Annotated in this window: 7 protein-coding genes and 1 pseudogene; 2 read left to right on the top strand and 6 right to left on the bottom strand. The window is 48.4% G+C overall.

The features are described from left to right. Positions 1 to 7 precede the first annotated feature (7 nt). The 3 genes from K5Q99_RS15835 to K5Q99_RS15845 all read right to left on the bottom strand — a co-directional run bounded on the left by K5Q99_RS15835 (position 8) and on the right by K5Q99_RS15845 (position 5,122). Positions 8 to 2,305, bottom strand: a complete 2,298-nt coding sequence (locus tag K5Q99_RS15835; RefSeq protein ID WP_220777399.1) for a hypothetical protein — start codon at positions 2,303 to 2,305, stop codon at positions 8 to 10. Between the two features lie 351 nt (positions 2,306 to 2,656). Next, the gene (locus K5Q99_RS15840; RefSeq protein WP_105251603.1) at positions 2,657 to 3,865 is read right to left on the bottom strand and encodes a NupC/NupG family nucleoside CNT transporter; all 1,209 of its coding nucleotides are present in this window, start codon (positions 3,863 to 3,865) and stop codon (positions 2,657 to 2,659) included. A 309-nt stretch (positions 3,866 to 4,174) separates the two neighbouring features. Further along, positions 4,175 to 5,122 (bottom strand): LysR family transcriptional regulator, encoded by a 948-nt coding sequence (locus tag K5Q99_RS15845; RefSeq protein ID WP_106649629.1) that lies wholly within the window; start codon positions 5,120 to 5,122, stop codon positions 4,175 to 4,177. 225 nt (positions 5,123 to 5,347) lie between these two features. On the opposite strand from K5Q99_RS15845, the gene K5Q99_RS15850 reads away from it, so the two are divergent. Continuing rightward, the gene (locus K5Q99_RS15850; RefSeq protein WP_220777400.1) at positions 5,348 to 6,331 is read left to right on the top strand and encodes a dienelactone hydrolase family protein; all 984 of its coding nucleotides are present in this window, start codon (positions 5,348 to 5,350) and stop codon (positions 6,329 to 6,331) included. A 145-nt stretch (positions 6,332 to 6,476) separates the two neighbouring features. On the opposite strand, the gene K5Q99_RS15855 is transcribed toward K5Q99_RS15850, so the two are convergent. The 3 genes from K5Q99_RS15855 to K5Q99_RS15865 are packed head-to-tail and all read right to left on the bottom strand — an operon-like array spanning position 6,477 to position 11,196. Next, positions 6,477 to 7,769 carry a cytochrome c gene (locus K5Q99_RS15855; RefSeq protein ID WP_220777401.1) on the bottom strand — a complete coding sequence of 431 codons (1,293 nt, stop codon included), beginning with the start codon at positions 7,767 to 7,769 and terminating at the stop codon, positions 6,477 to 6,479. Then, positions 7,769 to 8,302, bottom strand: a complete 534-nt coding sequence (locus tag K5Q99_RS15860) for a (2Fe-2S)-binding protein (RefSeq protein WP_006082848.1) — start codon at positions 8,300 to 8,302, stop codon at positions 7,769 to 7,771. Before K5Q99_RS15860 ends, K5Q99_RS15855 begins: the two co-directional genes overlap by 1 nt. After that, the gene (locus tag K5Q99_RS15865) at positions 8,299 to 11,196 is read right to left on the bottom strand and encodes a xanthine dehydrogenase family protein molybdopterin-binding subunit (protein ID WP_220777402.1); all 2,898 of its coding nucleotides are present in this window, start codon (positions 11,194 to 11,196) and stop codon (positions 8,299 to 8,301) included. The genes K5Q99_RS15860 and K5Q99_RS15865 overlap by 4 nt, the downstream gene beginning before the upstream one ends. A 1,553-nt stretch (positions 11,197 to 12,749) precedes the next feature. Between K5Q99_RS15865 and K5Q99_RS15870 the strand changes: the two are divergent. Further along, a pseudogene (locus K5Q99_RS15870) lies at positions 12,750 to 13,491 on the top strand (choice-of-anchor Q domain-containing protein); the annotation flags it as partial.

The following is a 13,491-nucleotide window of genomic DNA, read 5'->3' on the forward strand; positions in this document are numbered from 1 at the left end:
CTCCTTTTTATGGCAAAGGTTTAAAGGTGAATTCATAGGGGATATCGACGGGGTCTTTAGAGATAGTCATATAACTCACCTTGGCGGCGGGGCCTGCAATACTCAAATAACGGCCATCGACCAGCACCTCGTTTATCCGCTGCTCAGTATTTTCGGGGAGTCGAATGGTTAACAGATTGCCTTGGGCATCTTCGACCTTAAAGTAATTTTTAAGATCGCTACTCGGCTCATTGCCATATCCAGTTTGCGTCAGCCAAGACGCTAAATCGATTAACCAAGGGCGGTCGGTTACAGCCAGTTCTAAAGGCTGCCAGTGAATATCACCTTGGCAATGGATCTTGCCCTTGATCTGTTTATCGTAGAAAAACTGCCGCACGCGGTCTGGGGTCATCAAACTATAAGCAGCCCCGTTTGGGGCGTTGGGATCAAACTGCCAAGTGACGGGATTTTTACCCTCATTAAAACCTTGATCTATTTCAGGTTTGCAGGCGGTTGCTAAGGCAGCTGACATGGGAATATACAGATTATGACCATTGTCAGTTACAGGTTTTATCCCTTGGAGCGTACTGAACTCATTTTTTGCAGCATCTAGCGCCGGATTGATAAAGCTACCTAGGCCAGCGTTACCAAACTCGGTGGGAGGATTAGCCAGATTTTTGTTGTAGTCGCTAAATTGTACAAAGCGGATCGTTTTGGTTTGAGTCAACTCCGGCTGGGGTTGTTGCTCAATTAACATTAGGGTTTTAGGAATTTCATCCAGCTTGAGTAACAGTGCGTTGCTGGTGAGGTGATGGCTCTCATCGGTTCCAATCAATTGCTCTAGCAGTTCCTTTTCTGTCGCTGTTAGCCAAGAAGGATAATTACCTTCGCGACGGGCCTCAGCCATCATGCCTTTAAATTGTTGGAAAGGCAGATTAATACTCTGATCCTCACTCTGCTTTGACACGACTTTAAAGAGTTTCGCCTCGGCATCGAGCACTTGGATTGTTAGGCTGGCATCGCCAACCCTGTAAGGTGTTGCCAGCAGTTCATCCCACGACTTTTCGACTATCTTATTCGTCTGTGGGATAAGTGTTAGCTTGGCAGTAATATGGTCTATCTGTTTGAGTTTATTCGCTGTGTTATCCCACCCAGTCGCAATTATATCGGTTGCAGATTCAATCGAGGGATTATAATTCCTCGCCCAACCTTTACCGTGCTGCCAGAAGTGAATGTCAATCGGTTTGCCGTTAGCGTCATAGGCGGTTAAGTCTTCATAACGCACATCGGCTTCCACATATTGCGGACTCATATTGTGGACAAAGCGCAATTGCAGATCTTCAGGGGTATCGGTGCCCCAAGGGCCAAGATTATCTAAAATACCTTGTTGATCAGGTAATAAGGATTTTATAAATGCCTCATTATTGGGGCGATATTCCTGCGGTATATCGCTAATGCGGTACAGTTCTTTTTGCCGATCATCCCTATCGCGCTCAGCATCAAAGCTATCATCGGCATGCCAAAGCGTGCTCATGATATACGGCCTCTCCTTAGGCGCCATTACGGTTCGGTGGGTAAAGGTACGCCCTTGGCGCTCTTCCCGTTGAAAAAACGCCATGCTCTCTAACCAACCGGTTTTGCGGTTAACTTCGAACTTGCCATAGGCCTTATACTTGTCTTTCTCCCCTTGTAATACGGCGATCAACTTATCTTCACTGACCTGCTCAACCGTCCAAGTTAAGCGCCCATCCATGGGCGCATTGATGCTATAACCAACGCTAGGTTCAAGCGCTACAGGCAAGGTTGGGGCTTGTTTAAACAAGTGATTAAGATTTTGCCAGCGCTCAAATAACTCCTTGATATCTTTTTGATCCATCTTGGCTATGGGGGTCAGTTCGCGGACTTCACCATTGTTAAATTCCACATTAAAGCCATCTTTAACCAACTGAAAGATTTCATTGGACTTGCCTTTAGGGTCGATATTACTCACCGGGATCGGCATGCCATAATCGCTAATTTGCAGCAGGTTAGGTTGGATAAAAAAGCGGGCATTATGGGTTAGTGGCGTGGTTAAGTTAGCCGCCTTACCCTCTACATCTTGTAATTGGTAATCCAGCAGTAATCGTGCCTGCAACACTTTGCGAGTTTCGAAACCATCGTTGAGGCTTATGGTAGAAATAATCTGATATTCGCGATCTGTGGGTATATTCGTCGTAACCGATTCTGAGGACGTCGTTGAGTCATCGCAGGCGGTTAATAAGAGTGTGATACTTGCCACTGTCAGTGCGATTGCGGCGTGAACTGCCTTGTATTTCCCTGTGGCCATTTGTGCTCCCTTGGCTACGCATGTTATTGAAATGTAAATGTATTAATCTTGGTTTGGCGACATTATACACAAAAACTATCTGAGGCAATAAAACGACGTCATCAAAATGTGAGCTTAAAAGGCGAGTAAGCAAGGTAAAGAGACTGTCCGTGCTAATTTTGTTTGCGACGAGGTTTAGGTCAGCCTTGCGGCAGTAAAGACGAGCTTAAGCGGATAATTAAGCGGGGGATAAAGCAAAACCCAAACTAAGGCGTGCTTGATTTGGGTTTACGCTGGGAGCCGCTGTTTCTATTTCGATGCTCGAGATCAGTGATTGATACTCGAGGACAGAAAGCTGTTATCGAAAACAAGCTACAGCGAGAGGATCACGCTGGCAATGGCCGCACTCATGAGGTTAGCGAATACGCCAGCGGCAATGGCGCGAAAACCATTACGGGCGATAAACTCACGGCGCTCTGGCACCATGCTACCCAGTCCACCGATCAAAATTGCCATGGTTGAAATGTTCGCAAAACCACACAGAGCAAAAGTGACTACGGCCTGAGAATGGGCGCTCAGTTGGTCTTCGACTTTCATTAACTGGATAAAGGCCACGAACTCATTCACCACGATTTTTTGGCCAATCAGTGAGCCCGCAGTAATGGCTTCATGCCAAGGAATACCCAGCAGCCACGCCATAGGGGCGAACAGATAACCGAGCAAGAATTCGAAGCTTAACTGGTAACCGAACCATTCACCCACAGCGCCTAACATGCCGTTCAACAGGGCGATAACGCTGACAAAAGCTAGCAGAGTGGCACCAATCCCGACAGAAATCCGCATGCCAGACATAGCGCCATCGGCTAAGGCTTCAACCACATTGGTGGCGCGTGGCAGTTCGACTGAGGTGATTTCATCGGCACTGTTTTTGTCATTGTCGCTAGGCGGCATGAGGATTTTTGCCATCAACAGACCCGCGGGTGCCGACATAAAGGCGGCGGCAATCAGATAGTTAAGATCGACACCTAAAGCGGCATATCCCACTAAGGTGCCGCCCGCGACTGAGGCTAAACCACAGCTCATGACCGCGAAGAATTGCGAATCGCTCATGTGCTTTAAATAGGGTTTAATCACCAGCGGCGCTTCAATCATGCCGACAAAGATGTTCGCCGTGGCAGATAAAGACTCGGCGCGGCCTGTGCCCAGTAAACGCTGCAGACCACCACCAATAATGTTGATCACCTTAGGCATTAACCCAATATGGTATAAGGCCGAAATCAGTGCCGAGAAAAAGATGATGATACCTAACACATTGATTGCAAATACGAAGCCGACTTTACCCGTGGCGAGATCGCCAAACAGGAAACCAATTCCTTCGTTGCCATAGGCTATCACGCTCGACACGCCCGCCGTAACGGATTGCAATACGGCCTTACCCGCAGGAACGTAGAGCACTAACAGGGCAAATATAATTTGTAAGCCTAGGGCTAAAATCACAGTGCGGTAGGGAATATTCTTGCGGTTCACTGACAGTAACCAAGCAAAAAACAAGATACTAATCATGCCTAATATCGCGGTCATAAGGGGTTATTCTTTTGAGTTAAGGAAGAAGCCGCGCATTGTAGGCCGAGTCGCAGTAAGGGCAAGTCGAGGGCGTTACTGGGCTGTTACGATAAAAGTGTCGAAAATAGCAATAGTTTAAGTTGCTGTTTATGCAGGAGAATAAAAGCTATTTTAGCTACTATTGCCCAGAGGAAATAATATTTGTGCCTGTGGCAATAATCGAAATCATGCCACAGACGACTTTAGGCTGGTGTCGTAGTCAGTACTTTTTTGAAATGCAGCTTAAGTGACTGTTGCTTAAATGACAGTAGCTTAAGTGGCTGCAGTTTAAGTGACTGTCTTACCTAACCAAGGTTTGAGCTTTTTATCCCAGTAGGGCGGGTGGCCGATATGGGACTTTAAACACTCGATTATCACCTTGTACTTAGTCGGTAAATGGCGCCGCCTTGGGTAAACCACATAAACGGGCATCTGTTGCAGTGGTTTCCAATCGGGTAAGAGTTGGATCAGTTTTCCGCTTTGAAACTCATCACTGAGTAAATACGTGGCCACATAGCCTATGCCGCGCCCTGCAATCACCGCATTGCGCACGGCTTCGGCTAAATCGACACGGTAATTTCCCGCCACATGCACGGTTTGTTCTAGGTCATCCTTAGCAAAACTCCAGCGATCATAATTACGGCTTTTGCTTTGATAGATAACACAATTGTGCTGAGCTAACTCCCGCGGATGATGTGGCACGCCGTGCTTGAGCAAATAATCGGGAGAGGCGACCACCACAAAGTTCGTCTCGGCAAGGTGTTGGGCGATATAACCTTCGTTCAGCTGTTCATGGTTAGTGATCCACAGATCGAGACCTTCCTCTAGCATGTCGGCCTTATGGTCGAACAGGCTTAGTTCAAATCGTAATTCGGGATACTTTTGCTGCAACACTTCCAGTGCGGGGATGATGTGTAAGGTGCCGAAGGATTGGGAGGAACCTAGGCGAATCGTCCCGCTAATGTCGTCGCGGGCATCCAGCATCATCGCATCGGCATTTTGCGTCGCTTCAAACACTTGCTCACAGTAATGGGCAAACTGTTGGCCCGCGTCAGTTAACACTAAGGTGCGCGTGGTGCGCTGCACTAACAACAAGTTCAGCTCAGCTTCCAACGCGCCAAGCTGCTTGCTGACATAGGAAGTCGAGGTTTTTAACTTGGCCGCCGCTTGGGTAAAACTTCCACTGGTCACCAGAGTGTGGAATATCACCATCTGGCTAGCTCTATGTTGTATCACGCTAGGCCCTCTAGAATCTAAATCGCTATTTTAAGCTAGCCTAGCCCTAACCGACAGCCGTTTGTGCCAATCGTGTGTTATTTCAAACCAAGCTTACCAAACGCCAAACGTTAAAGTCAGTTGCCCTAAGTGCGATTCTTCCTTTACTCTTGAGTTAAATCTTAACACCCACAAGCTAGGGAAGACGTGTTACCTGTGGTTAGCTTGTTCAATGGAGGAATAACGATGACACAACAAGACAAGCAAGCCTTAGCAGAAACAAGTCAGATACATGCCCAGAAAGTACAACCGATACCGCAGGAAGCCTTTGACTGGTATGACGAATATGCCCACGGCATTATCGATCGCCGTGAGTTTATGGGGCGGCTTGCAGGACTGGTGGCGCTAGGGTTTACCCTGACCACGCTCACGGGCGCACTGATGCCCAATTACGCTTTAGCCGAACAAGTGTCGTTTAATGACCCCAGTATTCAAGCCAGTTATGTGAAGTTTCCTTCGCCCAATGGTTACGGTGAAGGGCGCGGCTACTTAGTCATGCCCGATGAGTTATTGCTCGCGGGCAGTGCCGCAGGAGAGCCGAAAACCTTAGATCCCACTAAAAAAGCCGCAGTGGTGTTAGTGGTACATGAGAACCGTGGCCTTAATCCCTATATCGAAGATGTGGCTCGCCGCTTAGCCGCGCAGGGTTATATCGCCTTCGCCCCCGATGCGCTGTATTCCCTCGGTGGTTATCCGGGTAATGATGATGCGGGCCGCGCCATGCAAAGCAGTTTAGACAGAGCCAAAATCGAGCAAGACTTTATTGCCGCTGCGCAGTTTTTAAAATCCCATCCCCAAAGTAATGGCAAACTCGGCGCAGTGGGTTTTTGTTTTGGCGGCTATATCGTCAATATGCTGGCCGCGACCATTCCCGATGAACTCAATGCTGGCGTACCTTTCTATGGCACGCCAGCCGCAGTGGAACTGCGTAGCCGCGTTAAAGGCCCACTGATGTTGCAATTTGCTGGGCTCGATCAGCGGGTAAACGACACTTGGGCCGAGTACGAAACTCAGCTAAAAGCCAACAAAGCCGATTATGTCGCTTATCTTTACCCGAATGTGAATCACGGTTTCCATAACGATTCTACTGGCCGATACGATAAAGCCACCGCCGAGCTCGCATGGACGCGCAGCTTAGTCTTCTTCGATACTCGGCTGCGTGGCGAGTAAAGCTGGCTTTATTATTGAGCTGATTAATGAGTAAGTGATAAATCCAAATGAGACGTAAAAGTTCACTCTGATACCTGTGTGCATTTAAGCAAAAGCCGACGCTAGCGTCGGCTTTTAGCTTAAATCTCCCACATATCTATGTGGGTTAGTCGTGTTCGAGGATCACTTCTTTTAAGCTTTGGATGGTTTTCACATCGAGATTACCGGGTTGTGTGCTCCAGGTGAGTCTTAGGTAATTGGCTAAGTCTTTAATCTGCTCGTCGCTTAACTCATCAGCATATCCCGGCATAGCATAAAAGCTGGTGGTGGCGTTGTAATGCTGGCTTTGAATGCCTTTTAGCATCACGGCGACGATATTGTGCGGACTCGCTTTATCTAAGGTGGCGTTACCTGCCATAGCTGGGGCGACATTAGGGCGACCTTCACCATTTTGACCATGGCAACCGGCGCAGTAACCTTTGTAAAGCGTATAGCCTGGCAGTTCAGGTTTATGGCCGTTAAAGGTGAGCGGATCCGGTTTAAGATCATCGTCGGTATCGAGCAGATAACTGCTCACCGCGCGCATATCATCGTCGGTCAAGTGGCTAAAACTGTGATACACCACGGGATACATGCCGCCAAAGACTGTGCCTTTACGGGAATAGCCTTCGGTAAACAGCGACTTAAGATCCTCATGGGTCCAGTTTTGCCTGTTAAGCTCAGCGGGGCGAATGTCCGATGCCTCTAAGCCTTCGATAATCGCGCCCTCAAAGTGCTTGTCCTGCTCCATGGCAAACATAGTGTCTCTTGGGGTGTGGCATTCACCGCAATGCCCTAGGGCATTGACTAAGTAATTGCCGCGGTTCCAATGTGCGCTTTTTTCCTTATTCGGGGTAAATTCCTTGGCATCGTGGGCGACTAAGTTCCAAGCTTTTAGGCCAAAACGCAGGTTAAACGGAAAGTACACATCATTGTCGCGATTGGCTTGTTTGATGGGTTTAGTACTCATCAAATAGGCATAAATCGCCTGAGTGTCGTCGTCCGTCAGCAGGCTGTATGACGTGTAGGGCATAGCTGGATAGAGGTTGCCGTTGACGCCAACACCGTGGTGCATGGCATCAAAAAAGTCCTCGTAGCTGTATTTGCCAATCCCAGTTTCTTTATCAGAAGTGATATTGGTCGAGTACACAGCGCCAAAGGGCGTTTCGAACGGCAAACCGCCCGCGAGTTCGCGCCCACCCACCGCAGTATGGCAGGCCACACAGTCGCCTATCTTCATCAGATACGCGCCGCGTGCAATGTCACTATTTGTTGTATTGCCACCTTCATCGGCAACGCTGCTGGAACAGGCGAGCAAACCTAGTCCTAAACTCAGGAGTAGATTGTGACTCAACAGATTTTTTATCCTGCTAATGTGCGGGAAATAGCGCGAGAAATGGCGCAGATTGGCTGATGTCATCACAGGGTTAGCCCCTTAGTCTTGAGGATCAGATCTTTGACCGCCGCATAGTATTTTACGTAGCCAGTACAGCGACATACGTGTTCACTCAAGGCATCTTCTACGACTTTTTCAACTTGATCTTTAGCGATAGGTTGTCGCTCTAATCGCTCAAGCAGCGCGGTCGATTCGTTGACAAAGCCCGAGGTACACCAGCCACATTGAAACGAAAAGTGCTCCAAAAAAGCCTCTTGCACTGGGCTCAGGGCGGTGATTTCGCCAAGGGAGTTTTGTCTAGCATGACCTTCGACTGTGCGGACGCGTTTACCATTAAAACGCTCGACGCCATTGATGCAGGTGCGCACCACTTCGCTCATGCCTTGCTCGTCGTCGACGATCACAGTGCAGGCGTGGCATACGCCCGCACCGCAACCAAACTTAGTGCCTGTGAGGTTTAAGTACTCATGTAGAAACTCAATCATCATCACGCCATCGGCGACTTCAATCGGGCCTACGGCTTGGTTATTAATGGTCAGTTTAATAGACTGGCTCATGCCATGGCCTCCTTAATTTTTTTCGCTGTCATAGGTAAATCGTAAAAGCGGACATGGGTCGCTTGATACACGGCTTCAATCAGCGCCGCGACCACAGGGATCATCACCACTTCGGCGATACCACGGCTGGGATCGTTATCAGATAACTGCGGCAATATGGTATGACGTTGATCCCACACGCCCACATGCCGCGCTAACGGCACCTGATAGCGATTGAGGTTCCACGTACCATTGCCAGCGCCGGCTTCAAATGGCGGTAAGCCTTCATGCAGTGCATGGCCAATTCCCATCGCAAGGCCACCTTGAATTTGCCCTTCGACTAATTCTTTAACAATCACTTTGCCCGCTTCTAACCAAGTGTGAGAACTCAGTAGCGTGACTTCGCCATTGCCTTCGTTAACGGCCACTTCAACCAAAGTGGCGCAGGGGGCGTAGTAAGTCACCATGGCATTGTTCAGTTCGGCTCTGGGATAACTCATGGCTTGACGATCGATCAAGTGATAGCCATTAGATTTCATGCTGGCTTGACGCGCTTTGATACTCATAGTCGTATCGGAAGTTGCCGCAAACGTCGCGTTACCTTCGCCGTATTGCAGCGCCAGCGCATCGAGAGCTAAACGCTCTTTGGTACCAAGAATGTCGAAATCGGCCTCGGCCCAAGCCCAGCGATTAAAGGCATGGCCCATCACGCCGACCACTAAGCCCATGTCGTGGGCACGTTTCGCGAGAATATCAAGCGACAATGGCGGAAAGCCCAAGGCGGTTAACTTGCCATCGACCCAGCGACCATCGCGGGCGTTATGCAAATTAGTTGAGCCCATTGGCGTGTTAAAATACAACTCGTTCCAAATCGATACCGCCGCAGGCCACAGGCCGTGACGATAGATCACGTCGGCGGCGATGCGGGTGACATGGCTTTGATAATAGGCCGACATAGATGCCGACGATGCCATGGCTTTAACCGGTGTCCAGCGTGGATTGGCCGCCATTTCATCTTGGCGTTGCTGCGAAATAATATAAGGATTATCGGTTTGCACTAATTGCATCGCATCCCAAATATCCACTTCGGCGAGTTTTACCTCATCGGCAAAGTTGCCGAGGGCATCGCTGACCACAACGGCTTGGGAGGTTTGCGTGCCTGTGCCCATTTCGATAAAGCCGATTTCCAGGGTGATTTTACCGTCTTTCGCTAGGCGAACCGCCGCACTTGGCGCCGCTGCGCCCGTACCATAATCTTTGGTGGCGATACCAAAACCGACGCCGTAACGCATCCCCGGATGTTTGGCCTCATAGTCCTTTTTATTCACCGCGCGGTTTTGCCACACGGGATCTTGCTCGGCCATGTCGAGCATTTCGCGGTAACGCAAAGTGCCGTTAGGGATCGCGCCTTGCGTATTACGCTGGCCGGATTCCATCACGTTGGCGGCGCGCAGTTTAAAGGGATCAACCTTCAGCTCGTCGGCTATCTCGTGGATCATACATTCCATCGCCGTCATCGATTGCAGCGTGCCATAACCGCGCATCGAACCCGCATCTGGGTTACGCGACGCATAGGCGGTGGCGATAATATCGTTGCGCGGTGTGTAGTAAATGCTTTGCATCGCCGTCGCGCCAACCGAGGTTACAGACGGAGTGAAGTTGACTCGTCCGCCGCCGTCGACTGTCATCTGCGAAGTTAAGGCTTGGATTTTTAAGGTCGATTTATCCACCGCTAAGCGGCTTTTCATGATGAACGGATGACGCTTAAGGCCAGATTGGAATTGCTCGAATCTGTCATTGGCGAGTCGGATTGGCCCTTTGGCATAAACGGCCGCAATCACGCCGTAATAGGGAAATATCGAATGGTCTTTCGCGCCAAATCCACCGCCGATATAAGGCGAGTGCACCACCAGATGTTTTACCTTGCCTGCCAGTGGGCCAGATAACAGCATGTGCACTGCCATCTCTTGAAAGTCCTGCGGCGACTGCGAGGTAATCACAGTATGAAAGGTTTGGCTAGTTGCGTCATACCAGCCGTTAAAGGCTTCGGGTTCCATCATCATAGGATCGATGATCTGGGTGCGATATTCCCGCTCTAACACTTGCCATTGTTGATTGGCTTGGGCGCTAGCAATCTGCTTATCTATCTCACCGGCATAATAAAGCCCGCGCTCAGACACTGTCCCTTTGGCATTCGGATTACCTAACCATTCTGGCTTGCGATCTTTTACGCTGGGGAAAAACAGCCCATCGTGGAGCGGGCTATATAAATCTTCTCGTGCGCCATTTTCACCTTCAACTCGAATAAGGCGCCAGCTGGCGTACGGGTCTTTGGTGTCCGACACAAACGGCGTTTGCTCACCAAAGCGCAGTAAGGTCTGATCAAATTGCAGTAAAGACTTAGCTTGCTTAAAGGCGGGGAAACTGTCGAACAACAATATCGCCACCGCATGGCCTAAGTAGTCGGCGGTTTGCCCTTCGGCCAGCAACATGTTGTCACCGTAAAAATCGGGCAGCTTGATTTTGTCACGGGCCAGATCGGCCGCTGTGATCACTTTATAGGGCTTAGCCGAAGCGGGCAGGTGGTCGAGGGAAAAGCCTTGATAAACATGGGAGGCATCGGCGGCGCGAAGGATAAAAGCGTAACCTTGCTGCTTGGGCCAGCCCTCCATGTCCATAGCGCGGTAATCACGGCCATAGACCTTTTGGCCTGTGACTTTCGCTATGCCGTCGTTACGAAACTTAGGTTTGGATTGACCATTAACCTGAGTTTGCCATTGGGCTGCCAGTTCAGGTGAGACAATTGCCGCATTCGCGCGGCTCATTTCCCACAACAAAGGGGCCGAATATACGGCAACCCCGCCAATCACACATTGCTTAATAAAGGTCCGGCGTGACGTATTAGATGGTTCCATATCTCAACCTCAGTTGTGCTTCCGTGTAATATCAGCCGCGCTGCATGGTATCGCCCGATATAAGCGTGTTGTCGATCGACTTTTTATTGATTGTTGCGACATAGCTTTGATAAACACTGAATGTAAATTTACATTAGCCACGTTAGCATGTAGGGCCGAAAATGCAAATTTAGGCGGTTAATCGCCGCAGTTTTAATCAAGCTAAATTCGTGTGTAGCGCCTGTGTTATCAGGCTTCTACAGTGATGTTCGTACTGTGATTCAACTCAGTTACGTTATGGCTGAATTTTGCTCAGTGCCCTTAGATTAGAGCTCCTTGGGCAACTCGCTCACTTGGTGCTTATTTGCGCGCCAAAATTAGGTCGCATGTAAATAGTGAGTTAATACGGCCTAGCGGCCGAGGTGAATCAAAGTCGTGGGGCTTCACCCCACACCTGACCAAAAGGGAAAAAACGCCTATTCCCCTTTTGGAAATCCCTTGCCGAACAACGTCCATGTCTAACTGCCAGTTCGCCATCCCTGGCTCTCGTTCGAAGCGCTGCTACGCAGCACTCACCCTAGCGAAGTTACATGCATTAGTTACCTGCCTCATACTCCAATAAAAATCGCCTAACGGCTCAGATGGCACATCCATGTGCCCCCGAGCCTGCGCCATCTTCCATGATGTCGCCACGGCATTTTTATCTACGTATTTCGGCAACTTCGCAGGGGAAGGTGTATTCCTTCGACTAAGGAGTTGTTGGCCAGTACCAATAAGGCTAATTCACAAATTAGTCATCACTTAACTATCTAATTTGTAATGCTAAAGTTATAGACAAGTGTACGCTATGTCGCTATCTTAGGTTTTTAACAAGGATGAGCTTTAATCGCGTACCCGCGATTCGAGTCACTTGCATCAGGACGATGTGTCTTTTCTCTTTCTTAGATACCCAACTCCTCCTGCAAATTGGTGAATATGCTTTGGCACTTATGCTTGTTGCCATAGTGCTTATTAGCATTTTGCTCAATGTTCAACAGTGGACGTTTTGAACTGGTGCGACCTTGTTTTGATTGATGGCTTGGCTGACAGGTGTTGGCGAAGTGCGGTAGCCATGGGGAAGCTTTGTCGGTTCACAAATTAGTTAACTAGTAATTTTGCGGCCTAGCGGCCGAGGTGAATCAAGGTCGTGGGTCTTCAACCCCTGATTTTCAATCAAGAGTCGACCAAGAGGGGAGCAACAGCAATTCCCTCTTGGATCTCCCTTGCCGCCTCCCAACGGAGTTGAAAGCCCCTTGTGCTCATTGGCAAATTTGCTATCGCTTCCGAAGGATGCGTCCCTGCACCTGCGAAAGCTAGCTCGGCATCTGATAGGCAGGATGCCTGAATGTCGTGAAGTGCATGGATGCACGAGAACGACCATGGCGAGACTCACGCAATTTGCCTATTCGCCCTGCGGCAACTTCGAGGGGATGGTGAACTTTTGTAACTTCGGTGTCAGTTATAAACAAATAAAAGTTATACCTATCCGAATATTTTAAATAACTTAATAAAATCAGATATATGGATGTTATTATATGAAATATGCATTTGTACCTCTTTTGTGTTTATGTCTTTCAGCATGTGGTGGCGGTGGTGGAGATTCTTCAGCAGAAACACCTACCCCACCTCCTGTCACCAAAGATCCATTGTCTAAATTTATCAATATTAAAGACCAATATGCAGGCATTGAGTCTGCAGCTCCATTGAATACAGAAACATTAGGCCAAGTGTACAAGTACATCTTTACACTCATTCCTGAATTACTACCGGACTATAATGATCAAAATGGCGAACTAGGTTCGACTTGTTCCGGTGGTGGAACGATTAAAATTTCGAATGGGAGCTCAGATAAAGAAAAAAATATTGCTTTCACTAATTGCGTTGAAGATGGCATGACTACTAACGGTAAAGCTACTGTTAGAGCAAACCGATTTTCCACCGATGGAATACTTATTGATAGTACTGTGATTTTTGAGGATGTTGATGTAAAAGGTACTTTAGGTCACAGTTTACTTGCTGGTACTGCACAATATGTAGAGCAGGACTTAACTTGTGCAAAAACTGAAGCAACATATAATTTAATGTTTTCAGATGTAAATAATAAAAAACAAGTCTTATTTTCAAATTTTAAATTTATTAGAACTGGTAATGAGATGGTTTTATGTGGAAATGATGGTTTTAGGATACAAGGTCGCGTATTCGATTCATCTTTAGGGTTCTGGGATGTCCAAACGAATGAATTATTTAAACTTAACACTATGGTACATGCCTATGAAG

The sequence above is a fragment of the Shewanella hafniensis genome (genome assembly GCF_019655335.1).
Lineage (GTDB): Bacteria > Pseudomonadota > Gammaproteobacteria > Enterobacterales > Shewanellaceae > Shewanella > Shewanella hafniensis.

What these genes read in the sequence shown, in the direction of transcription:
- K5Q99_RS15850 (WP_220777400.1), top strand. Translation starts at nt 5,348, where the DNA reads ATGACACAACAAGACAAGCAAGCCTTAGCAGAAACAAGTCAGATACAT.
- K5Q99_RS15855 (WP_220777401.1), bottom strand. Translation starts at nt 7,769, where the DNA reads ATGACATCAGCCAATCTGCGCCATTTCTCGCGCTATTTCCCGCACATT.
- K5Q99_RS15860 (WP_006082848.1), bottom strand. Translation starts at nt 8,302, where the DNA reads ATGAGCCAGTCTATTAAACTGACCATTAATAACCAAGCCGTAGGCCCG.
- K5Q99_RS15835 (WP_220777399.1), bottom strand. Translation starts at nt 2,305, where the DNA reads ATGGCCACAGGGAAATACAAGGCAGTTCACGCCGCAATCGCACTGACA.
- K5Q99_RS15865 (WP_220777402.1), bottom strand. Translation starts at nt 11,196, where the DNA reads ATGGAACCATCTAATACGTCACGCCGGACCTTTATTAAGCAATGTGTG.
- K5Q99_RS15840 (WP_105251603.1), bottom strand. Translation starts at nt 3,865, where the DNA reads ATGACCGCGATATTAGGCATGATTAGTATCTTGTTTTTTGCTTGGTTA.